General features: G+C 52.7%; 9 protein-coding genes. 6 read left to right on the forward strand and 3 right to left on the reverse strand.

Annotation, left to right across the window (positions count from 1 at the left end):
• The first annotated feature begins 2 nt into the window (after positions 1-2).
• From CSC3H3_RS21115 to CSC3H3_RS21140, 6 genes are all read left to right on the forward strand, one after another.
• Entirely contained in the window at positions 3-1,094 is a 1,092-nt protein-coding gene (locus CSC3H3_RS21115) for a thiohydantoin desulfurase (RefSeq protein ID WP_101286427.1), read from the forward strand.
• A gap of 43 nt (positions 1,095-1,137) precedes the next feature.
• A complete protein-coding gene (locus CSC3H3_RS21120) occupies positions 1,138-2,811 on the forward strand; it encodes a thiourocanate hydratase (protein ID WP_101286428.1) in 1,674 nt (557 codons plus the stop codon).
• Positions 2,808-4,226 (forward strand): UbiD family decarboxylase, encoded by a 1,419-nt coding sequence (locus CSC3H3_RS21125; protein WP_101286429.1) that lies wholly within the window; start codon positions 2,808-2,810, stop codon positions 4,224-4,226. Before CSC3H3_RS21120 ends, CSC3H3_RS21125 begins: the two co-directional genes overlap by 4 nt.
• Positions 4,227-4,313: 87 nt before the next feature.
• The gene (locus CSC3H3_RS21130; protein ID WP_101286430.1) at positions 4,314-5,333 is read left to right on the forward strand and encodes a TRAP transporter substrate-binding protein; all 1,020 of its coding nucleotides are present in this window, start codon (positions 4,314-4,316) and stop codon (positions 5,331-5,333) included.
• Positions 5,334-5,408: 75 nt separating this feature from the next.
• Positions 5,409-5,957 carry a TRAP transporter small permease gene (locus CSC3H3_RS21135; RefSeq protein ID WP_101286431.1) on the forward strand — a complete coding sequence of 183 codons (549 nt, stop codon included), beginning with the start codon at positions 5,409-5,411 and terminating at the stop codon, positions 5,955-5,957.
• Positions 5,954-7,258: a TRAP transporter large permease gene (locus tag CSC3H3_RS21140; RefSeq protein WP_101270800.1), complete on the forward strand. Its 1,305-nt coding sequence runs from the start codon at positions 5,954-5,956 to the stop codon at positions 7,256-7,258. Before CSC3H3_RS21135 ends, CSC3H3_RS21140 begins: the two co-directional genes overlap by 4 nt.
• A gap of 159 nt (positions 7,259-7,417) precedes the next feature.
• On the opposite strand, the gene CSC3H3_RS21145 is transcribed toward CSC3H3_RS21140, so the two are convergent.
• From CSC3H3_RS21145 to CSC3H3_RS21155, 3 genes are read right to left on the reverse strand one after another with little or no spacing between them, the layout of a single operon-like run.
• A complete protein-coding gene (locus CSC3H3_RS21145; RefSeq protein ID WP_245881425.1) occupies positions 7,418-8,185 on the reverse strand; it encodes a SapC family protein in 768 nt (255 codons plus the stop codon).
• A gap of 46 nt (positions 8,186-8,231) precedes the next feature.
• Complete coding sequence (locus tag CSC3H3_RS21150) at positions 8,232-22,241, reverse strand: filamentous hemagglutinin N-terminal domain-containing protein (RefSeq protein ID WP_101286432.1); 14,010 nt, start codon at positions 22,239-22,241, stop codon at positions 8,232-8,234.
• A gap of 15 nt (positions 22,242-22,256) precedes the next feature.
• A complete protein-coding gene (locus tag CSC3H3_RS21155) occupies positions 22,257-23,966 on the reverse strand; it encodes a ShlB/FhaC/HecB family hemolysin secretion/activation protein (protein WP_133125882.1) in 1,710 nt (569 codons plus the stop codon).
• Positions 23,967-24,325: the final 359 nt, after the last annotated feature.

The following is a 24,325-nucleotide window of genomic DNA, read 5'->3' on the forward strand; positions in this document are numbered from 1 at the left end:
GAATGGGTCGCATTCTAACCGAAAAAGACGTTGAAGCCGCCGTAAAAGGCGGATCGGTTTATGCCGCAGGCGGCGGCGGCTGGGCCGATCATGGCCGTATGCTGGGTTATGCTGCGGTTAATGCTGGCAAGCCTGAACTGGTTTCCATTGACGAACTTGATGAAAATGACTGGGTTGCCACCGCGGCCGCCATTGGTGCGCCCGCATCCACCACGCCCTGGGAAATGCGCGGCACCGATTACATCAAGGCAGTCGAACTGGTACAAAAAGAGCTTGGCGAAAAAATCAGCGGCTTGATGGTCGGCCAGAATGGCAAATCATCGACCCTGAATGGCTGGTTGCCATCGGCCATTCTGGGCACAAAGGTTGTTGATGCCGTTGGCGATATTCGTGCCCATCCCACCGGCGATATGGGGTCCATTGGCATGGCCGGTTCGCCCGAACAGATGATCCAGTCTGCCGTAGGCGGCAACCGCGATGAAAACCGCTATATCGAACTGGTTGTGCGCGGGGCAACGGCACGTGTTTCGCCGGTTTTGCGTACAGCGGCTGATCAGTCCGGCGGGTTTATTGCATCATGCCGCAATCCGCTTCGGGCATCCTATGTGCGTGACAATGCGGCCCTTGGCGGTATTTCCATGGCCCTTAAACTGGGCGAAGCCATCATTGACGCCGAACGCAAAGGCGGCCATGCCGTGATTGATGCCATCACGCGTGCCACCAACGGTACGATTATGGCCGAAGGCATCATTTCGCGTAAAAACGTTGTTTATACCAGCGACGCGTTTGATGTTGGCACCATAACCATTGGCACGGGCGCGCAGGCACGCACCCTGCATGTCATGAATGAATATATGGCCGTTGATGATGCCGACGGCACCCGCATCGCCACCTTCCCCGATGTCATCACATCGCTATCGCCCGAAGGCGCCCCGCTGAGCGTTGGTGAACTGGAAGAAGGCATGAAAATTTTTGTCCTTCATGTTCCGCGCACGGTTATTCCGCTATCGGCCAGCGTCAAGGACCCGGCGGTTTATCCCCCTGTTGAAAAGGCAATGGGTATTGAAATTACCCGATATGCCCTTGGCGAATAACCACGCCCCACACCGTTAAAGCCCCATGTGAAAGATCAAAGCGATGCCAGCACCCCAATCGCGCCACCCGAATTTTCCCGTTCCGCACGGCAACACCCTTCGCGCCAAAGGCTGGCGCCAGGAAGCCCTGCTGCGCCTACTGGAAAATGTTCTTTCTGTTGGGGAAGACCCGGAAAACCTTGTGGTCTATGCCGCCCTTGGCAAGGCCGCGCGCAATTGGGCATCGCACAAAGCCATTGTTGAAACGCTGATTGGCATGGACGAAGACCAGACTTTGGTTATCCAGTCCGGCAAACCGGTGGCGTTGTTAAAAACACATGCATCCGCTCCGCTGGTGGTCATGGCAAATTGTAATCTGGTTGGCCAGTGGGCGAAGGCCGAAATTTTCTATGAGCTGGAAAAGAAAGGCCTGATCTGCTGGGGTGGGCTTACGGCTGGTGCCTGGCAATATATCGGCTCCCAGGGGGTTATTCAGGGTACCTATGAAATCTTCATGCGGATTGCCGAAAAACGCTTCGATGGTTCGCTTGCCGGAAAATTCATTTTAACGGCTGGCATGGGGGGCATGGGCGGTGCGCAACCCCTGGCCGGGCGCATGGCCGGTGCGGCAATTTTGGTGGTCGATGTCGATGCCGCCCGCGCCAAAACCCGCCATGAAATTGGCTTTCTTGACGAAATTGCCCCCGATCTTGACAGCGCACTTGCCGCAATTGAAACGGCAGTTGCACAACAAAAACCCGTATCAATCGGGCTGGTGGCCAATGCCGCCGACATTTATCCCGAAATCGTACGCCGGGGCATCACGCCCGATATCGTCACGGATCAAACATCGGCCCACGATCTGGTTTACGGATATGTGCCTTCTGGCATCCCGCTTGCCGAGGTACGCCGCCTGCGTGTCGATGACCCCAAATACCTGATGGCGGCATCCCGTGCCTCCATCGTGCGCCATGTTGGGGCGATGCTTGATATGCAAAAGGCCGGTGCCGAGGTTTTTGACAATGGCAATTTGATCCGCACCCAAGCCCGCGAAGGCGGGGTTGAAAATGCGTTCGATATTCCAATTTTTACCGAAGCCTATTTACGCCCGCTATTTTGCGAGGCCATTGGCCCGTTCCGCTGGATGGCCCTTTCTGGCGAAGAAAGCGACATCGCCAAGATCGATGACCTGGTTTTAAAACTGTTTCCCGACAATCACATTGTCACCAACTGGATCGATCTTGCCCGCAAATATGTTCCCTTTGAAGGCTTGCCCGCACGCATTGCCTGGCTGGGGCATATGGAACGCACGCGCCTGGCCGTTGCCGTAAACAGTATGGTCGCCAATGGCGAACTTAAAGGCCCCATCGCCTTTTCGCGCGATCATCTTGATGCCGGTGCCATGGCGCACCCCAATATCATGACCGAAAATATGCGTGACGGATCCGACGCCATTGCCGACTGGCCACTTTTAAACGCCATGACCATGTGTTCATCCATGGCCGATCTGGTTGTTATCCATTCAGGTGGTGGTGGCTATGCCGGTTATATGACCAGTGCTGGTGTCACCCTGGTTGCCGATGGCACCATCGCGGCAACATCACGCCTGCAAACAGCCCTGACCAACGATACCTCGCTGGGTATTATCCGCTATGCCGATGCCGGGTACGAAACCGCACGGGATGCCGCTGCAAAACACAATGTCGGCTACCTGCCCTTGGCGGAGGGCGCGATATGATCCCGTCCCAACCCACCACCCCGGCAGCGAAAATACAGGCAACCACGCATCCCGCGCCAATAATCGGCCTGCGTGATTTTATCGAACAATTGCGTAACAACAATGAATTATACATCATAAAACGGACAACCGATCCCCGTTTTGAGATATCGTCCGTCCTGTCCCTGCGAAAAACCGGGCCGGCACAGTTTTTTGAAAATGTTACCGGGCACAGCATGCCGGTTATTGGCAATGTGTTTAACAGTCGCGCGCGTTTTGCCCAGTCACTGGGTATTCCGGCAAATGCGCTGGCATCGCATTGCATGAACGCGCTGACAAACCCGATAAAACCCGTGCTGGTCGATACAGCCCCGGTACAGGCACATGTCAAAACCACCGATATCGACCTGATGGCGGCTTTACCTGTACCACACTGGTTTGAACGCGAAGCAGCCCCCTATATCACCGCTGGCGTGATTATTGCCAAAGACCCGGCAACGGGAAAACGCAACGTTTCAATCGCCCGGTTACGCCTTGAAGGCGGTAATCGTATCATGGCGGGCATTGCCAAAAATCATCATCTCTATCGCCTGGCTGACAAGGCCCTGGCACGCGGGCATGATCTTGAAATTGCCGTGGTCATTGGCAATGACGCAGCCCTGTTGCTGGGCTCGCAAATGTATATGGCGCTGGGCGATGATGAATATGACATTGCCGGTGGCCTGCAGGGAAGCCCGGTTGAACTGGTGCGATGCAAAACCGTCGATCTTGAAGTTCCCGCCCATGCGGAAATTGTGCTCGAAGGTACATTATCCCCCGGCGAGCTGATCGACGAAGGGCCGGTTTCGGAATTTCCCGGTTTCTACGTTAATTACGGCGCGGGCATTGGCGGGGCCATCACCTGCATAACCCACCGTGAAAACCCGGTTTTTCAGGCCATCCTGCCAGGTTATGCACCGGAACACTGCATTTTGGGTGCCATTGCGATTGAGGCAGGCCTGGCGTTTCAAATGCAAAAAACCATTCCCTGCGTCACACGAGTTGTTGTGACCGACGGGGGCATGGGCAGGCTTCATGCCGTGATTGCCATGCACCAGCCCCGCGCGGGCGAAGGTAAACGCGCCATTTTGCTGGCGATGGGGCTGGTCAACCTATTGAAGCATGTCGTTGTTGTCGAAGACGATATCGACCCGGAAAACCCGCAGGATGTTGAATGGTCGCTTGCAGCGCGTTTTCGCGGGCAGGAAGACCTTGTCGTTATTGAAGGTGTGAAGGCAGATCGCTGCGACCCCATCCATGAGGGCCTGACTGTAACCAAAATCGGCATGGTTGCCACCACCCACCCCGGTGATGGCGCCAAAGACAGCCGGTCTGAATTTTGCACACCACCGCACGATATTTTCAACCGCGTCAGGGATGCCCTCGACCAGTACTGAAAACCAGATATTACAGCCCGTACATACGGCGCTGTCATTTATGCCTCCGATACAGGGTCGGATGCACACATCAGGGAGACCAAAAACATGAACCCGAAAAACCTGTTTTCGCTTGCAGCCCTTGGCATTGGTTGCCTGGTTGCCAGCACGGCCTGGGCCGATGAACCCATCGTCCTGAAATTTGCCAGCCCGTTTTCGCCCAAAAGCATTACCAATGCCAAAAGCATCCCGGAATTTGCCGCCGAAATCGAAAAGGAATCTGGTGGTACGTTAAAGATCGAACATTATCCGGGCGGTATTCTGGGCCCGAACCCCGCTGCGCAGCTGAAGCTGGTTGAAGACGGCGTTGTGGATATTGCCGAGGTTCCCGCGGCATACACCCCGGGCCGTTTCCCGGAATTGCCGATTTTTGAACTGCCGTTTGAATATAAATCCACCGTCGAAGCCAGCCTGACGGCCTATAAAATGTATGAAGAAGGCCTGCTGCATGGCTTTGACAATTTAAAGCTGGTCGGCATTGCCGCCATTGGCCCCTACTACATTCACACCAAAAAGGAAGTCACCAGCGCTGATGGCCTGAAAGGCCTTAAAATTCGCGTGGGGGGGCCGGTTCAGGGTGAAATCATGAAACGCCTTGGTGCCGTTCCTGTCGGCGGCATGTCAGCAACCCAGATTGCCGAAAACATCTCGCGCGGGGTGATTGATGGCAGCCTGATGGATAATGGCAATCTTTATAACTTCCGCATTGCCGATGCTGCCGATTACCACGTCACCAATGTTCCGCTGGGTAACTTTGCCGTTCTGTTCCCCATCAACAAGGCCAAATATGAAAGCCTGCCGCCCAAGGCCAAGGCTGCCCTGGACAAAGTCGGTGGCAAATGGTTTTCGCGCGTTCTGGCCCAAAACCTCGATGCCCAGAATGACGAAACCCTTGCCAGCCTGAAAAAGGATGGCAAGCACCAGTTCCTTGAATTCCCGCAGGCTGACCTTGATGCCATGAAAGAAAAACTGGCATCGATGAAAGACAAATGGGATGTCGAAAAAGATGGCGTCAATCTTTACGCCGAAATGACCAAAGCCCGTGCCGCCATTGGCAGCACCAACTGATCTGCCCTTTTGCCATATGGCGGAGTTACCGCCATATGGCATCCCCCGCCTTTAATTTTCGCATTGGGGAACTTCATGTCTGCGATTCAACAAACACAGCGCATGGCAGGCTATCTTGCCGGGTTCGGGCTTGCCGCAATGGTCGCGCTGGCATGCGTTACCATTATCGACATTCTCGGCCGTGAACTGTTTAACGTCCCCATCGATGGTTTCAGCGATGTTGGCGATCTGATCATCATTGCCGCTGCTGCCGCGTGTTTCCCGGCCTCCATTGCCAATAACCAGCATGTTGCCGTGCGCTTTGCCGGTATGCTGCACTGGCGCATCCGCGAAGGTCTGGATGCCCTGGGTCACCTTGCGATGCTGGTTATTCTCGCCTTAATGGCATGGCAACTGGGCCTTTATACCCAGGACCTTTATGCCAATGGCCAGACAACCTGGCTGCTATACATTCCGGTTTGGCCGGTCTGGTTGCTTGCGACATTTTTCATTGTCCTGTGCGTACCGATCAAGGCGCTGATGTTTGCCATCAAACTTGCCGGTGCCTGTGGCAAACACAACCCGGAACGCAACGCCCTTCCCACCGCCGACGAAAACTTCCCCCAAGGAAACCCATTGTCATGACGCCGATAGAAACCGGCCTTCTTGGGCTGCTCTGCCTGATTATCGTTATCATGCTGCAGGTACCTGTTGGCTTTGCAATGGCAACGGTGGGTGCGGCGGGTTATGTGCTGCTGACCCACAATTTCACCGGGATGCTGTCGCTTTTTGGCACCGAAACCGCAAACATGCTGGCGAACAAGGATTTCGCCGTTGTCATGCTGTTTTTGCTGATGGGTGGTTTTGCCGGTGCCGCGGGTATTTCATCCGATATTTACCGGGTGGCAAATGCCTGGATCGGGCATTTTCGTGGTGGCCTTTCAATGGCAACCATTCTTGGCTGTGCCGGTTTTGGGGCCATTGCCGGGTCATCCATTGCCACCTCGGCTACCATGGCAAAAATCGCCCTGCCGGAAATGCAAAAACGCCATTACAGCCTGTCACTTGCCAGCGGCACATTGGCGGCTGGCGGCACGCTGGGTTCGCTTATTCCACCCTCCATCATCATGGTGATTTATGCCGTCCAGGTCGAACAGTTCGTTGTTGACCTGTTCCTGGCGGCGATTGTGCCTGCGCTGATTTCGGTGGTGCTGTTTGTCATCGCCATTCGCATTCAGTTAATGCTTAATCCCGACGATGGCGGGCGGTCGGAAAAAATGCCGATGCGCCAGCGTATGCGCGAAACCAAAAAAGGCTGGAGCGCGCTAACCGTTATTGTCGTTGTCATGGGCGGCATTTATTCCGGGTTTTTCACGGTAAATGAAGGGGCCGGTGTTGGTCTTGTGCTAACGCTGATTTTTGCGCTGGCACGGGGCAAAATGACCCGCCAGTCCTTTATCGAAACGCTTAGTGAATCTGCCGGGTCCATCGCGATGCTGTATGCCATCGTGATCGGGGCCAATATTTTCGGGTATTTCCTGACCCTGTCGCACATGCCTGTTGATCTGGCCGCCTGGGTACAGGCCCTTGATGTTTCACCCCTTACGGTAATCTTTGCACTGATTGGCATGTATGTCGTTCTGGGTTGCGTGTTTGATGCCCTCGCCGGTATGGTTTTGACCCTGCCCTTTGTCGTGCCCATCATTCAGGGGCTGGGTTATGACCTGGTTTGGTGGGGGATCGTCAATGTCATGGTCATTGAAATCGGCATGATCACGCCGCCTGTCGGCATCAATGTTTTCGTGATCAAGGGGCTGCGCCCCGATATCTCGCTTGGCACCATCTTTCGCGGCATTACGCCGTTTCTGATCGCCAATGTCATTGCCCTTCTGCTTGTTGTCCTGTTCCCTCAACTGGCAACATGGCTGCCCTCACTGGTCAAATAACGGCTGGCCAGGCCGATCCTGAAACAGGTTGATCAATATTGATCAACCTGTTCTGACATTACAATTGCGGCATCCTTGCCCGGTGATGCACGCAAAGAAAACCCCCGAAGGTATTTTCACCTTCGGGGGTTTTCTGTTTTCACAGGATTACCTGAAAAATCAGTTCGCGACTTTCATCGCCGCGCGTTCGACCAGCGCGCTCCAGTTGCCATTGGAAATGAAATGGCAATAAACCAGATGCAGCCAGCCGCGCTTGCGCCATGCCAGGAAGGTTTCATCATCCAGCGCATTAAACTTGGCTTCGTCGATAACCTTAAAGCCCGACAGGCTCAGCTTGCGGCCATCGGCCAGCGTTGCATCAGCCCGGTTTTCAACCAGAAGGTCCGCTTCGGCAACGGCCTTCAGGAACTCGGCGGTTGCGGCATAATGCGCCTGGTAGTCACGGCAGAAATCCAGCGCACCCTGCGTCATCTTGGACGGCTCACCATCAACAAAGAACGGATTTTCCGTACCTTCGACAACGGTTTTTGCGTCTTCATCGACACAAAGGGTGTATTGGCTTTTGTCTTCATTTTCAAAAAAGATGAAGGGGTAACGGCGGATATAGGCGGGAACATAGGTGCCCGGGGTCCAGTTACCCTTGTCATCAACCATCAGGTTTTCAGATGCACGCAGGCCCAAAAGGGCGACCATTTGCGTCTGTGCCCCATCAGTAAACAGGATCGGATAATTCTTGCAGACCATCGGCAGTTCGGTTGCAACAACCGGTACCGAATTAGTGGTTGCAGCAAATGAAAAATCCGAAGTCGGGCTGAGCGACATGTTGCCATGACGCTCTGCCAGAACTGCGCGGGGTTTGCTGTAAAACAGGGGCAGGGCTGCTGCCGCCTGTTTGGTCGCACCGTTATTTTTGCTTTCCTTAGCCAAGGGTCTTCCTCACATCTTTCGTTTATCTTCGGCTTGCGCCATCGAATTATTGATCATTCGACTGAATCAAACCGCTATCACTTGACTGTCCGTCAACGACGCCAGGTTGGTTACCACCGTTGGAATTGCTTCCGGTATCAGACGAACCACCCGTTGCCGGTGCAGCGCCGCCATTACCACCTGTCGTACCTGTCGAACCAAGGCCACCCGATGCGCCCGGACCGGCACTAACTCCGCCACCTATGCCGCTGCCTACGCCGCCGCCCGCAGGAACAGTACTGCCTGCACCAGCACTGACGCCAGCGGCCCCGCCAACGATGGCGGTAGAGCCGTTGCCGTTACCGATGATCACCGGTGTTCCCGTTGCCGGGCCCGAATTGATCGTGACACGACCACCACCTGATACGGTGCTCGTCGTATTGATCACGTTCGGGCTAACGGTTGTCGAAATACTGACCGGTGTTGTCCCAACAGTCAGAACCGTCGGTGCAGCAAAGGCCGTAATAACGTTCGGCGTTACGCCCGTTGTTGTTGTGGTCAGGTTAAACAGGGCATCGACCTGCGGGGTGCTTGGCGGTTTGGGCAGCGGGGTCGTCTTGGTTGCTGCCGGCGGGAGGTCACGGGTGCGCCAGTATGCATCGTTGATGAAGTACGGTGCCAGTTTTAGCGGCCCGATTTCATAGGATGCATCAAACCCGGAAATACCGCCGATTGTGCCATACAGATTTGCCGTGCCAGCCACCGCAACATTCAATGATTTCACATTGATTTTCTGATCAGTGGTGCCTTCCTTCGAACCGATGCGGATATCACCCGTACCCGCCGTCATAACAAGGTCGGTCGACTTTCCGATCAGGCCGGCAATGGTAATGTCATCACCGCTGCGAATGGTGACTGTTCCGGTCGGCAGGGTTGCAATCACACCCGAAATCGACTGCGGTTTGACCGCAATTTCATCCAGCGGATCGGTATCTTCAACCAGTTTCAACTTACCAAGGGTGATCGGGCCATTGGTCGAGGTGATGTTTGCCGGCAGCAGCAATTCAATGCCGCCGGTGTAAATCAACCCGTCCAGAACCGAAATGCTGGCCGTGCGGGCAAACTGGGTCACACCATTTTCACCGGCATTGATCGTCAGCTTGCCAAGGGCGCTGGTATTGCCCAGGGCAAAGTCAAAGACCGTTTTGGTGTTGCCGGTATTCAGGGTCAGATCCGCATGGGTGACACTGTTAACCGTTCCCTTCAGCAGCAGCGTGCCGCTTTCGGTATTGATTTCGGTGTCATCGGCAATGCGGGTCAGACCATCAATGGTGAAATCATGACCAGCCTGATACGTGCCATCCAGGGTGGTGGTCCCGGTATAGGATTGATCACCCGATGTGGTGACGTCATGCAGCGCAATCGTGCCACCGGTGATCGTCAGGCTGGTGCTGTTGCTTACCGCATCATCAATGGCAACCGCACCGCTGCCAGCCTTCATGACCACATTGTCAGTACCACCATCAAGCGTACCTTTAATGGTGATCGCACCATTGGCAGCACTGGTATCAAACGTGGTGGTTTCAGTCTGCGGCAGGCTAAACAGCTGGAGTTGCGCGGCCAAAATCGCATTGCCATCCACCAGGATCGATCCTGCCGTCAGATCACCCGTGATACGGGTGGTCTGGCCGGTATAGCTTTGTGCACCCTTGGTGCTGACAGCACTGACCGTCATTTGCGGGGCAATCAGCTCAACGCTCGAAGCTGCACCAGTGTCAGAATAATCGTCATAGAACTCGATACTGCCGCTGGATTCTACCTTCAACTGGGTATTGTTGCCGGTAATCGTGCTCATGAAGCGGACACGGGCACCTTCATTTTCGTTAAGGGCCTTAATGCTGGTCGCACCGGCCTTAAGGGTAGCAGCACCGCTGATATCGACATTGCCATACATGCTGTCGATCGAAGACGGCAGGGAAATCCGGCCACTACCGGTCTGCTTGAAATCGTCGACGACTTTGACATTCGCGTTCGTGTCAAACACGATCTGGCCGTCAGTCGGCAGGTTTTGCTGGCTGGCCGATGAATTCAGCGTGAGATATTGCAGAATGTTGGTTCCGCCAATCGCGCCGCTGAAATTGATCGAACCCGAACCGGACGTAATTTCCAGACCGCGGTTATTGGCACTGTCGATCGTACCACCGAAGGTAACATTGCTGTTGTTCGACGAGGTATTGATCGTGGTGTTGGAGTTGCTGTTCAGCAGCGCCGCACCAGTGACCTTGAATTCACCACCAGAAACATACGCGCCATTCAGGTTTGCCGTACCGGTATAGATCTGGCTACCCGACGAGGTAACATCCCCAACCGTGATATTCGCACCGGTCAGCGCGACATTGGCAATTTTAACCGTCGCCGATGCAATAGAAACATCGCCTGCGCCAGCATTTACTGTAACGGCAGTGTCTTCATTGGCATTGGTACCTTCGATGCTGCCGGTGACGGTTATGTTCCCGTTGTCCGACGAGGTAAGGCTAAGTGCCGTGCCGCTGGCCTGAACATCGCCATTTATTGAAATGGCCGATGCCTGCAAATTGCCATTCAGGATGGTCATGCCGGTATAAGTCTGGCTACCACCGGTCGTCAGGGCACCCGTTGTGATTTTCCCACCGGTAACATCAAAGCTGGTGACCTGGTCACCACCGTTGAAGTGCCCCGTCATCGTCACGTCGGACTGACCTGCATTAACGGTGAGTTTATGCCCATCCGTCAGTGCAATTTTGTTCAACAGCACATCCAGATTGCCCAGACCGGTGACAAAGATATCGCCATCATCGGCATTCAGAATACCCGTAGAACGGTCCGCATCGTAAGCCACGTAAATGTCACCCGTACCGGTAACAGTTGCATTCAGCGTTTCAATGCTGGTGTGGAAGCTTTGATCGGCAGAGCCAATACCGGTCGCGCTGGTCAGCGACAGGGTCTTTGCCGTCATCGACGACTGGTTTTCAACGATGGCAATGCTGCCTGCGTTTGAAATCAGTTCAATCGTGCCTTCAGAACCCGTCGTGATCGTACCAACTGTAATATCACCAGTTTCAGCGGTAATGCGCGCGGTGTGGCCCGTACCGTTTGTGGTAATGGTGCCACCGCTTACGGCAACATTGCTGTTAAGCGTTACATCATTATAGGCAGAAAGGTTGATCGAGCTGAGAGCACCCGTGTTGTTGACAACCAGTGCGCCGCCATTTTCGGTAATTTCCGCCCGGATCGCCGATGCCGTGCTGTCAATCGTTGTGGTGCCACCGGCCGAACCGCTATGCAGTTCAATGCCGTTGCTGGTGGTCGCTTCGATTTTCAGGGTGCGGGGCGTTTCGTTGGATGCGCTAACAATGTCATTCTTGCCAGACAGATAGATCGAACCGGCCTGAACGTTTTCGCCAAGCGTCAGAGTGTCTTCGGACGTCAGATACAGCTTGTCGATGGTGTTGCTGTTAAAGCTGCCCCAGGTCACATTGCCCTTCGAGCCAATAGCAACTGAAACGCTGCCGTCAGCATGGATATTGTCACCCAGCGTAATGGCACCCGTGCCCTGGTTAAAGACCGAAATCACGGAACCATCGGTATGGGTGGTCGCATCAAGGCCACCAACGATAACCTGAAGAGCATCAATATTGGCAGACTGCCCCGGAACCCAGCTAAAGGCACCGATATCGTTTTTGGCTTCTAGCAAAAGCTGACCGGCAATCAGGGTCGGGTTGGCTTCAGAACCGCCATTAACGATTGAACCGTTGGTCGCCTTCAGCGTTACAGCCGAGGATACAGGCTGGGTTTGCGGCGTGAACGATGTTGCACCTGCCATAACAGAAACAAGTGACACATCGCCTTCGGCCGCGGTAACCGTGACATTGTTGCCATCAGTTTCCGCCTTGATGTTCTGAAGGGTAACCTTGTTGCTGGTCGTCACCGTCAGCGAACCATTGGCAAGACGCAGTGCCGTGCCGGATTTACCAAGGTTCACCCCATTGGCATTGTTGTCATCAATAAAGACGTCACCAGTGGTGGTGGTACCGGTAATTTCGGTAACGGTGGTCTGCAGGTAATTCTGGCTCGAACCAACACCGGTTGCGGAATTTACTTCCAGCTGCGAACCCGTGATACGGGTTTCCGTGATATTGTCATCAAGAACACTGCCATAATTCGATGTCAGGGTGATTTTACCATCAGCAGCACTACCCTTGGCATTCAGGTTACCAACGATAACGTTACCACCCTCGCCGGTCGTCGAAATGATGATGTCACCGGCATGGTTATAGGTACCTGCCGCGGAAATCGCATTAGCCACCAGAATGCTGGCACCGTTTGTACCGGCAATCGAGATGACGCCACCATTGGTCGAAACGGACGAGAAAGTACCATCAACGCTGGAGCGCAGATAAACACCTGCATTCTGGTTGGTTGCCGAAACCAGAACACGCTGACCGCTAGCGGCGATCGCATTGTTCTGGGTGCCAACACCATTGGCACCAGTCAAACGCACCTCGAAGGCGCCAAGTGCACTGTCGGCATTGCCAGCATAGATTGCACCGTTTTGTGCCGTCAGATTGACTTTGCCATAATTGGCACCGGCAACAACACCTGTCGACCCTGTTTCACCACCAATTGTAATATTACCCGATTTGGCGGTGACAATAATGTTGTTCCCAACGGCATCCTGACCAACACCAATGTCTGTCAGGCGAATGTTGCCATTGGAGACGATGTCAACCGCACCATTGGTGGTGTGGGCTGAAAGCTGGTTGGTCATGCCGTTCTGGGCATTCAGGTAAATGTCGCCATTTCCAGTAACATTCGCACTGAATAATCCGGCACCGCTGCCCGAAAGCTGCAAGCGCGACGTCGCAGAACCAATACCATTCGATGCGGAAAGCGAAATGTCGCCGCTTGCCAGTGACAGGGTTTTACCAACAGCCGTAAAGATCGAACCGTTACTTGCCGTAAGGCTGAGATTCTTGTCCGATCCATATGACAGCGTATCAATGACCAAATCACCAGAAGCAATAGTAATCGCAAGATCACCCGACGTTGAAATACCATCGAGTTCCATCGACTTGGCGTTATTGACATTAATCCCGCCGGTGCCGGAATTCGCCACCAGGGAATCAACATTCGTCTTCAGGGCCTGGCTGGATGTACCAATGGAAGAATTCGAATTCGATGCTGTCAGCGTCAAAGAACCGGCCTTGAGCGTCGAATTGTTGTTGATCGATATAATATTTGCTGCAGTGGTATCGTTAGGAACATTCGACGAATACAGAGCAGAAAGATTTACCGATCCCGCCCCAACATCGATCGTACCGATGCTGATTGTTTCAAGCGATTTGTAGGTCAGATCCAGACCGGTAAGGTCTGTAACATTGGTCAAGGTTGTCAGGTTGGAAGCATCGGTAACCGTCCAGGTCAGACCTGTCGCAGAAATTGAAACGGTGCCGTTGCTGTCGTAGCTGTTTGTAATGTCATTGCGACGGTCAATAGACAGTGATGACAAATCGCTGGTCGAACTGACATAGATATTCCGCGGAGAGCTCAGCTCCAGTGCTGTCGCACTTGTATTGATGGCCGCCCCAGACGCACCGATATTGCCGCGCGTTGCTGAAATCGCCAGCTTGCCCGCTGTCACCAAGTTTGACCCAGCACCGAAAACATCGCCATATGCAGAGGAAATGGTGACAGTACCTGTACCAGCAGAGATTGAATGAATGGTTATATCGTTGGTGTTATACTGGCCGGACCCTGCAGAGATGGTTACATCAGACGCAGCCGTAACCTGGGTAATATTCAGACCGTAGGATTCCGAAATATTGACCGTCCCGGTTGCACCGCGACTATTGGTCGTCGCCGTGATTTCGGCCAGCGTCGTCGTATTATCACCACTTGCGTTAATTGAAATGGCACTAACATTACCGATCGAGCCATTTGCAATCAGCGAGACTGTACCGGCATCGTTAAGCGTGCCGCTCAGGATCGATCCACCCTGGTTATCAAGATAGAATTCATGACCGTACAAATTGATAGTACCCAGGGCAATATCCCCGGTTTCGTTGTGAATTTTGGCTGTACCATTCCGGATCGTAAGAGATTTGACGTCGGTGCGCCCGCTGAGAGTCAGGTCAATATCGCCATTTGCATCGACGGTCAGTTCACCACCCTTGATCTGAAGGGTATTTGCGACCGTGCCAACCGTTCCCGAACTGGAATAAATATTAACGGTCGCGGCATTGATGGTGGTGTTACTGTCGCTATCACCAATGATATTTCCGCTCGAATTATAAGCATCGAAAATACCAACGCCATTCAGATCGACATCTTTAATGGTCAGATCATCGTTAGTGCTTAGCTGCACGGAAAGGCCGGTATTATCTGCGATACTGTCGTAAGTAACGCCATCCTGTGCTGTCGCACTGCCTGAAACAACGGCATGTCCGCCACCAGGATTATTGGCAGAATCAATGATACTGTAAGTCCCGGTAGCATTGTTCTGGGTGGACAGCGAAAGCTTGCTCATCAGGCGATCATTGTTGATATAAATATCACCAATCGTGCTGGTCGAGAGCGTCGCAGCCGTCAAATTAATGTACGTGCCACTTTCACCCAGATTACCCGAATTCTCGTTCGTGAAAATCATTTCACCCGTGGTGATATGATTGTTACCGTCAATCCCCAGAATGGAATTGTTGCTTTCGAGGTCAACAGACCCCGTCAAAGTCGTGTTGATCGAACCAACTTTCTGGCCCCGAACCGTATCAAAGGACAATTCCAGACCGGATGTATCGGTGATCTCGGTCAGGTTGGTAGTGCCATCATCGGTTACATTAAACGTAAGCGCAGCAGCCGTAATTTCATAGAACGGCGCAGTCCCACCTGTTCCCTGGCTGGACGTGATGGAAAGGCTGGCAAGGTCAAGGCTGTTGTCAATAAAGACATTCCCGCCAGTAAACAGCGTCAGTTCTTTCGCATTGGTCTGCAAATGATGTGAGCTATCAGCAATAGAACCGGTGGCACGCAAGGTAATGCTGCGCGCAGTAAGATCCGACCGGCTGTTAAGGCTGTCAATGGTTAGGTCACTGTTGGTGGCGGTGGTTTTGATATCAAGTGTGCCAGCCTTGCCGACATTCATAACGCCAAGCTGAAGCGCCCGATCAGTTGAGAAGGTAAAATCAAGACCGGTGTCATCAACCAGATTCTGGATGATCATCGAGGACCCAACATCGGTCAGCGTGAATGCAAGATCATCAGCCTGAATGTTATAGGAATTTGTGGAACTTAGGTGGTTCGCTGTCAGATTGAAGTCATAGAGGTCTGACGCGTTTTTCAGATACATACTGCCGCGACCCTGTACAGTCAGGAGCTTGGCATCGGTCGATAGAAGGTTGTTATTGACCCCGATGTTTCCGTCATTCACAACCAGCCCAACACTATGAGCCGAGATCGATTTACCGGCCTCGGTTGCCAGATCACCCTGCGTCACTTGCAAGTCAATCGAGCCAGAAGAACTGGTTGCACTAAAACCATCAACTGTCAGACCACCATTGTCCGAGATACGTGCCGAAGATTCGACAGTACCTGAAAGTCGATCTACATCGACATAGAAGTAATCCGAGGAGGAATAACGACCAACGTTTTGTGCATTAAGTGTCAAATCACCTGCTGTGATAACACTGCTTCCTGATCTTGATTCGATAGAGCTACTTGACGTAAGCGTCAAATTACCCGAACCAACATTAACACTCTCAACAGTGATCGTTTTGTTCGCCGTAATTTCCAGATCAAGTCCAGACTGGCTAATGGAACCGAGCTTGAAACCTTCACTACCTGACCCGTAATTGATCACGTTACTAAACGTCAGACCGGTACTGGAAATAGTATAGGTTATGTTCGAGGAACTGTAACCAGTATCAACGTTGTTCCGGTCGACATCCAGCTTCAAACTGTTCAGTGTCGTGCTGTTCGAAACATTAACGTTGAAACTGGAGTCAATAGACAAGTTTTGGGTATTGGTATTTGCCGTAACAGACTCATAGGAGTTCAGAACAACAGTTCCACCAGTAATCGTGCCCGATGAACGAACAATAGATCCATGCTCGCCTGTCCCGCTTGCCTGCCCCGTTGTGGTCAGGGAAACACTACCGGTAGACGATGTACCCGCATCGACCGTTCCGAGACTTAATTGACGGTCCATTGACAATGCAAAATCAATCGCCGACGACGATGTTAATGACAATGCAACCTGCGATCCACTGTCAGTCAGGGTCAGGCCAACATTGTTATCATGCGTCAAACTATAAGTCTGCGTAGTAGATGTTTGCCCGTTCACATGGGCCAAATCAAGTGTCAACGATGACAGAGAGTGCGAAGTATTGTCGACGTAAAAACTTCCCTTGGAAGTAATCGACAAATTGCCAGTTCCGAGTTTCAGCGCGGAATCATTTGCCCCAATCTGTCCATAAGTCTTATTCGATGCATTTGTTTTCAGTTCAACATTTGATGCCGTAATTACGGTATTCGCATCAAAATTACTGATGTTACTATTCACGCCGGAGCTTGTGGTTTCCAGCGAGACCGTTCCGCTTGCAGTGATGTCTTTGGCAATGATGTTTTTAGCCGACGTCAGGCTAAAATCGATCAACGTGTAACCTGTGTTCAAAACTTCGGCGGTCAATGCCGTGTCACCATCAGTGATAGTGACCGGGGCCGAGCCAAACGAATACACTGTGTCGGAGTTATTGGCAGAGTTGGTGCTGGTAACATCAAGACGGGTAAGGTTTAAACCACTAGCTACATAAATATTCCCGCCGGAAGTGACAGTCAAATCACTGGTAAGCAGGTCAATAAAACTGTCAGCCGCGCCAATATCATTGTTGCCACCTGTTGCCAGACTGACGCTTTTGGCGATGATAGCTGTAAACAGATGGTCACCGTCATCTGTAATAGATCCATTTGACGAAAGTGCAACCGACCCGTTCTGAACGTTAATCGTACCAACCGAAATGTTGGAATTCAGACTCAACGAGAAGTTAAGATCAGAACCACCATTACTCAGTGAGCCAATTTGAAAGGTGTTAGTGTCAGCGTCGTTTGTGTACTGGAAGGACAACTGACTATTCGAAATAGTGATTGCACCCGGGTCTTCGGCGACAATCGTCAAATCAGTTATGATGGCGCTTGAAGCAATGTCGATAAAACCACCAGATTTCAACGTCAAATCTGCAGCAGTTGTCTTTTGCTCAACAAGAGAGGCAGAGGCATCCAACGTCAGCTTTGAGGCCGTCAAAACACCTTGAATACCATTATAAATAGCGCCTGAATTTGCTTTCAGGTTAAGCGTGCCAGCTCCATTTCCAACCGTTATGTTACCAACCTGCAAGTTTCCGTAAGTTTGCGTATAGCTTGCAGAACTTCCACCAGCCTGCATTGTCAGCGTTGTGTCAGAAGAAACACTGCCAGACGTCAGGATATTGCCATTGGTCGACTGAATATCGACATTGGAACCGGAAATGCTGATGGTGTCGTAATAATTGCCATCCTCGCTAACACCAATGTCACCACTGGCCTTTACTTTAACAGTGCTGCCAGAACCACCATAAATTTGACCGTTGCTTCCACCAAGAATGGAACCGTCATCAACCGTTACGTTGATGTTTTGACCAGAACCGCCATAAATCTGGCCCGTCAACAGGAGATCGCCCTGATTAAGCGTCAACGATGTTCCCTGCGTCGCCTGCAGCGACGAAACGGTAAACAGGCTATTGGTATTGCCAGACCCGATCGGGGCTTTCGCAATAATGTTAACCAGTCCGTTATCTGCATCACCGCTCAGGGTGGATGCCATCACCGAAACGGCATCATCAGCGCTACCAATACCCTTATCGGCATTCAGCGAAATGCTTTTTGCAATCAAATCGGTTTCGGCATTGCCGTCATCAAGAAGGTCGCCACCGACATTCAGAGTCAGCGAACCGGTATCGGACAGGTCAATGGAACCAACGGTCAGGTCGGCATCGGTGGTAAAGGTAAAGTTCAGTGTTGAATTATCGTAAAGATTGCTGAGCGTGTAACCGTTCGTAAGGTCGTCGGTCAGGGAAAATTCAAAGCCGTTTGCTTCAATGCCATAAGCGTTGAGGTGCTGGCTATCGGCATGGCTTATATTCAGATCAAGGCTTGCGAGATCAGCGATATCGCGAAGGAAGACATTGGATCCGGCCTTAATTTTCAGCGTGGTTGCGGATACTTCGAGGAAGTCATCACTTGCACCAATGGCCTCACCGGCATCAAGGGTCAGCGAGCCACTCGTCATCAGACGGGTATTGGCATTGTTATCGTCGCTGATGCTGCCTTGTGCCGTTAGCGTAACGGTGGCCGAATTGGTGCCGATCTGACCGATTACAAGGCTGCTGTCGGATTTGTAATTAAATGTCTCCAGGTTACCACCAATTACCCGGTTCAGGGAAACAGCAGTACCACTGTCGGTAACGTTGAAATCAAGATGATCCGACGTCAGTTGAACAACGTTGGTATCATTTTGCTGGCCCTGATCGTGATAGTTCGTAATCGACAGCGATGTCAGCGTTGAATCGATATTCTGGATATAAATATCGGCTGAGTTCCGAACGGTCAGCGAGGTGACATATGTTTTAAGTTCTTCGCCAGAGCCACCGATATTATTAGCCGCAACCAGTGACAACGACGTGCCATGCACATTGTTGTTGGCATCCTGGGCCAGAATATTACCGCTATTTGCCGCCAAATCGACAGACGCGCTGGTATCAATGGTGCCGATAGTCAGATCGCCACTGGACGCGGTCACGTTTACGGAGCTGGTATTTTCATCTGCTTCTATATTTTTAACAAGCAGAGCCTTGTTGTTTGACACAACAAGGCTACCGCTTTTGCCCAGCGTTTTGATATCAACCGTATTGACCGACGTGGTCAGCGAATTGGTGCTGCCATTACCGTTCGGCGAAACCGTTGCCGACACAATCAGATCATCAGCGGTAAGCTGGCTGGCAGTAACATAACCGTTCGTCAGGGTCAGCGTGACGTCGCCACTGCTACCCGCAGTCAGGCTGGAAATATTCAACCGGTCCGGGCTGCTGGACGTTTCGTCCGAGCGCATAGCAATATCTATGTTATTGCTACCAGAGGTTGATGCAGACGTAATTGTGGTGTCGGTATGCGTGGTCAGATCAATCTTGCCACTTGCGGATGACAAATTCTGGAGCGTGACGGTGCCCGATGTCGGGATGACGTCCAGATAAATGTCAAGAAAGGCTGAAACATTGAGCGTCTTGCTGTCAACCTGCAAATCGCGTGATGAATTGCCGATCGTGGTACCAGCCTTCAGCTCAACCGTTTGCGCGGAAATGGACGTTGCATCATCGCCTTCGTCAGCAATGGAAAAACCTGCCTCAACATAAAGCTTGCCGCTGGCGACAGTGACATCACCAACGGTAAGGTTGCGGCTGGTATATAGCAGGGAACCAAGAACACCGTGCTGTGTCACCTCGTTTCCGCCAGCAGCTTCAAACCGCGTGACTGTCAGTCCACTGTTATTGGTATCCGTATTGCTGATATAGAGACCGCCACTTTCAGTCGTAGCATTCAGTGACGAAATGTCTGTGCGCAGGCTCCGGTTTGCATCATTTCCCGTAACACCATCACGGGTCGAGATCGTCAGGTTATCTGCAACAATGTGATTGCCACTTGCCGCCGCGCCATAAATGGCACCGGCATTGACAGTCAGTGTCACATCACCGGTGCCAACATTGATCTGGCCGATATTCAGGCCCTTTTCACCGGTAAAGGTAACATCGGTATCTGTGGAAACCAGCGACGTCAAAACATAGGCATCAGCCGTATCTGTCATCTCAAATGTCAGACCGGCTGCTGTCAAAGCATAAGTTTGGGTATTGGTCGACAGAAGGTGATCCATCGACAGATTAAGCGACGTCAGCGCACTATCGCTGTTGTCGATGGCAAAGCTGCCGCCTGCTTCGATGGTCAGGCCGGTAACGCTGGTAACAATTGCGTTGCCCACAGCACCGATATTACCTGTCCCTGTTGAAACGGTAAGATCTTTGGTGGTTACCGTGGGAGCAGCCTGCAAACCGGCTTTGTTATAAATAGAACCCGCAACAGAATTAAGGAAAACGGCACCGGTGCCTGCGCCGGTACTGATATTACCCGCCAGTTCAATATCACGTGCTGCCTGAATCAGAACCGTTCCGCCATTTGCCGACAGATTGGCAATATTGGTAATGCTTGCACCAGGCGATGTCGCCTGCAGCACGATATCGCCGCCATTCGTCGCAATGGTATCGGTCGCATCGGTAAAGGTAATGCCACCCAACCCGGTTGATTTCAGCGTAAAGCTATGCCCCGAGGCGGTTTGAAGGCTAAGGCTGGTATCAACCGTAATCAGCCCGGTTGCTTCGAGGATGATATTTGATGTCCCGGCTATACCTTCAAGCACATCGGCTGAAATGGTATTGGCGCCGCTATTGGCATCGGACCCGGCAACGGAACCGTCACCGGCATTCCCATCAAGGCTGCCGCCACTACCAGCAACAATCGTCAGGCTGTCAGGGTCGAGCAGGAAAGTGCCGGTATCACCATTAAGTGCGGTCAGGTCGACCGATCCGGTCAGTTTAACGCCCTTGTGGCTTGAAACTTCGGCAAAGCCGCCATTGCCGCCTTCGGAACCACCCTTGGCGGAAATGCTGCCGCCAAAGTCGGTCAGGTTTTCGGAAAGAACCGTAACATTGCCGCCATTGCCATTATCAATGGCATCGGCCTTCAGACTGGCAGTTTTTGCGATGCTGACTTCGTTGGACCATGCGCCGGTGCCACGGCCATTTGCACCGTCACCTTCGCTGCCAATGGCGACCAGGCCACCACCGGCTTTGCCCGATGCATCAATTTCCGCACCAGCACTTACGGCGATCTTATCGCCAGTTGCTACAATGCTGCCACCGGTTTCACCGGCATCATTGCCTGTTGCCTTGATGCTGCCACCGGCAACAACCGTGCCGTTATCACCACCAGAAAGGATGATACGGCCGTTGGATGAAGACACACTATTGGCCTGAATCACACCCTGGGTGTTGATAACGTTATCAATAACGTCCTTCACTGCGCGGGCGGAAATCGCCACCACGCCACCATCGGCAATGATCGAACCACTATTGCTGACCAGCGAAGCAACCTGGGTGCCATCCTGCCCGACCGGAGCGGTATCAACATCGGCGCCAACACCAAAGCTGAGCAGCCCGTCACCATGGAAATCAAGTGCGAAAGTCTTGGCACCGCCCAGTGAAACTTTGCCCAGGCGCGCGTTGATCACGCCGGAGTTCTGGACATTCGGCGCAACAAGTGCAGCAAGGCCGGCATCACGAATGCTGATATTGCCCGCATTGATGATGGAAGCTGACGGATCGGCCGATGCGATATCAAAATTGTAGTTGCCGTTCATGAAGTCGGCATCACGGATATTGGCGGTCGTGGCGACAAGGCCACCCACGTCAACGCGCGAACCCGGACCAAACACCACCCCGTTGGGGTTGACCAGCATAACGGTACCGTTAGCCGTAATCGTTCCGAAAATGGCGGACGGGTCATTGCCAACCACACGGTTCAGGATCACGCTGCTAGAGCTGGGCTGCTGGAAATTAACCGTATTTCCGCTACCAACGTTAAAGCTTTGCCAGTTCACAATTGCCGAGTTCGAGCCCTGTACGACATTCATCGTATCGGGCGAGGACTGACCAATCGTGACATTGCCACCAACAACAGTACCCCCCTGCGGCAGGGCCGACTGGGCCTGTGCCGGATGGGCGGTTGCATAGAAAAATGAACCCAGTGCCGTTGCACCAGCCAGAATATTAAACGGCGTCAGGCCTTTTGCCTGGCGTTTACGCGCGGGGGCCAACGCCTCGCCTGCCTGCGGGTGCGACAATGCAGCACGCTTCGCAGCGGTTTTCGAGGGGCGACGTGACGGATTGGTAAAGCTGTTTTTGCTCATAATTTTGACCCGCACTTAGAATTTGGCTGAAAGGGTGAAAAAGGCCTGGGGCTTTGTCGATGAATCCGACGTGGGTTTCCGGAACCCTTTTGCCACTTCTGCCGATGCATAGAGATTTTCAAGAATGTTCACGCGCATACCGCCCCCAAACGAGGAAGCACTGGTCCGTTCATGTGAAACATTGTCGTCGATGTCCCAAACCTGCCCGGTATCCACAAAGCTGTAGAACTGGACTCCATTGGGGAAAACTTCAGGAATATCGGGGGAATAACGGACTTCAAGCGAGGTCGCCCAGCCATTATCGCCCGAGAATTCGTTGGTATCAAAACCACGGCCATAGTTGCCGCCGCCAATTGCCATTTCTTCACTGGCAAGAAGCGGGTTAACGGCATACTGCCCGGTTGCCGTTGCCAGCAGGCTGACGGTTTGGGTAACCTGCTGAACACGTGTCAAATCGATGGTGCCCTTGGTAAAGGAGCCACTGGCATCGGCGCGCGAAGCAAGCGGATCATCCTTTTCCGTCGCATTCATGATATCAAGGCCACGGTGGATCGTTGCACGAACCGCGGTAATCCCCTGGAAACTGTCGGTCAGATCATAGCTGATACCGGCACGCGCGATGTGCAAACGGTCGCGGTTAAAGGCACTATCGAGCACGTCGGTATCGATCGAGCGATATTCATATTCACCCGAAACGCGCAGGTTCTGCAGGCGCGAGCGAATAACCGGATAGGTCGCAATTGCACGTTCGGCAATGACGACACTGTTCACATCAAGTGCATCAAGTTCCTTGCCCGGGCGCGAACGGCCATAGCTGGAGCTAAAGCCCAGCATAAGGCCATCTTCCGAATACATGCCCTGATAGTTGGCACTGAGCGAATAGGAACGCTCGATCGGTGATGAAAGCTGGGTCTGAATGCCAAGTTGATCAGCATGGGAACCAAATGAATTAAACTGGACCAGGCCCAGACCTTCGGCATTGCCGGAATAGGGGGAATTCCGGTTATCTATCGAAACGGTGCCAGAAACGGCATCGCGGTCTGCCTCAACCAGCATTTCCGAACCACCCGGTGCATTCTCAGATGGTTTCAGGGTTGCCCGCACCGTCATGCCGGCCAGGTCATTGGCCAGCAACAGGCGACGTTCCATTTCATCAACGGTCACCGGCGTTTTACCAATCAGCGGGCTCAGCAGCCGTTTGATCGCTTCACTAACCGGGCCGACATCTTCCTGAACGACGATGTCCGAAATAAAACCTTCAACCACGCGGATTTTGAAGTCGCCATTGGTGATTTCCTGGGGGGGAACAACCACGCGCGAAATAACGTAACCGGCATTGCGATATTTCAATTCGATATTGGCCGCGACCTGGAAGGCATCGGCAACCGTAACGGTCTTGCCCAGCATTTCCTGGTAAAGCGGCATCAGCTCATCGGCGGAAAATGCCGTCGCGCCCTCGATGTCAAACGAGTTCAGAACGAAGCTTGCTTCGGCGGCACCCGCCGGCACTTCAACTGCAGCAGCACCCGGCACCGTAATGCTGCCGGCTTTGCTTGATGGCATGGCAAGATCTGGTTGGGATAAATCGCGGCCAGCTTCTGCACCAGATGGCAGTTGCGAGGGTACCGTTTGTGCCCAAACTTCCGGTGCAAAACCAAGCGCAAATAACGCACAAGTTGCAACCGCCGCACTGTAACGGCGCACCATACCACTATTCTTTCTCACGCGATTCCCCCAAGAATCTATGTCGCAACGCGGATTTCCCGCATGTTCGGCCAATTCGGCCACCCCAAAAACACTGGTAGAAGACTGGCTCTACGATTGCAGCAAAATGGCTAACCCAAAGCAGCACCCAGACATACTATCAGATAGGTAGTCTATATTTATAATCTGCCTCGGAATCAGTGTGCAATTTCTTTTTTCGTGCGAGGGCGCTTGCAAACTCGCCCGAAATTTGTATCCGGGCTTAATTCCGGCATGCATCGGGATTTTTTGAATTATTTTTGAATTAATCGCGTTAATGGATAGCTGCTGTGCACTACAGCTTAACGTATTGCCAAACCATACTTTCAGGTAGTTTTCCC

Source organism: Thalassospira marina (assembly GCF_002844375.1).
Classification (GTDB): domain Bacteria; phylum Pseudomonadota; class Alphaproteobacteria; order Rhodospirillales; family Thalassospiraceae; genus Thalassospira; species Thalassospira marina.

What these genes read in the sequence shown, in the direction of transcription:
- CSC3H3_RS21115 (WP_101286427.1), top strand. Translation starts at nt 3, where the DNA reads ATGGGTCGCATTCTAACCGAAAAAGACGTTGAAGCCGCCGTAAAAGGC.
- CSC3H3_RS21120 (WP_101286428.1), top strand. Translation starts at nt 1,138, where the DNA reads ATGCCAGCACCCCAATCGCGCCACCCGAATTTTCCCGTTCCGCACGGC.
- CSC3H3_RS21125 (WP_101286429.1), top strand. Translation starts at nt 2,808, where the DNA reads ATGATCCCGTCCCAACCCACCACCCCGGCAGCGAAAATACAGGCAACC.
- CSC3H3_RS21130 (WP_101286430.1), top strand. Translation starts at nt 4,314, where the DNA reads ATGAACCCGAAAAACCTGTTTTCGCTTGCAGCCCTTGGCATTGGTTGC.
- CSC3H3_RS21135 (WP_101286431.1), top strand. Translation starts at nt 5,409, where the DNA reads ATGTCTGCGATTCAACAAACACAGCGCATGGCAGGCTATCTTGCCGGG.
- CSC3H3_RS21140 (WP_101270800.1), top strand. Translation starts at nt 5,954, where the DNA reads ATGACGCCGATAGAAACCGGCCTTCTTGGGCTGCTCTGCCTGATTATC.
- CSC3H3_RS21150 (WP_101286432.1), bottom strand. Translation starts at nt 22,241, where the DNA reads ATGAGCAAAAACAGCTTTACCAATCCGTCACGTCGCCCCTCGAAAACC.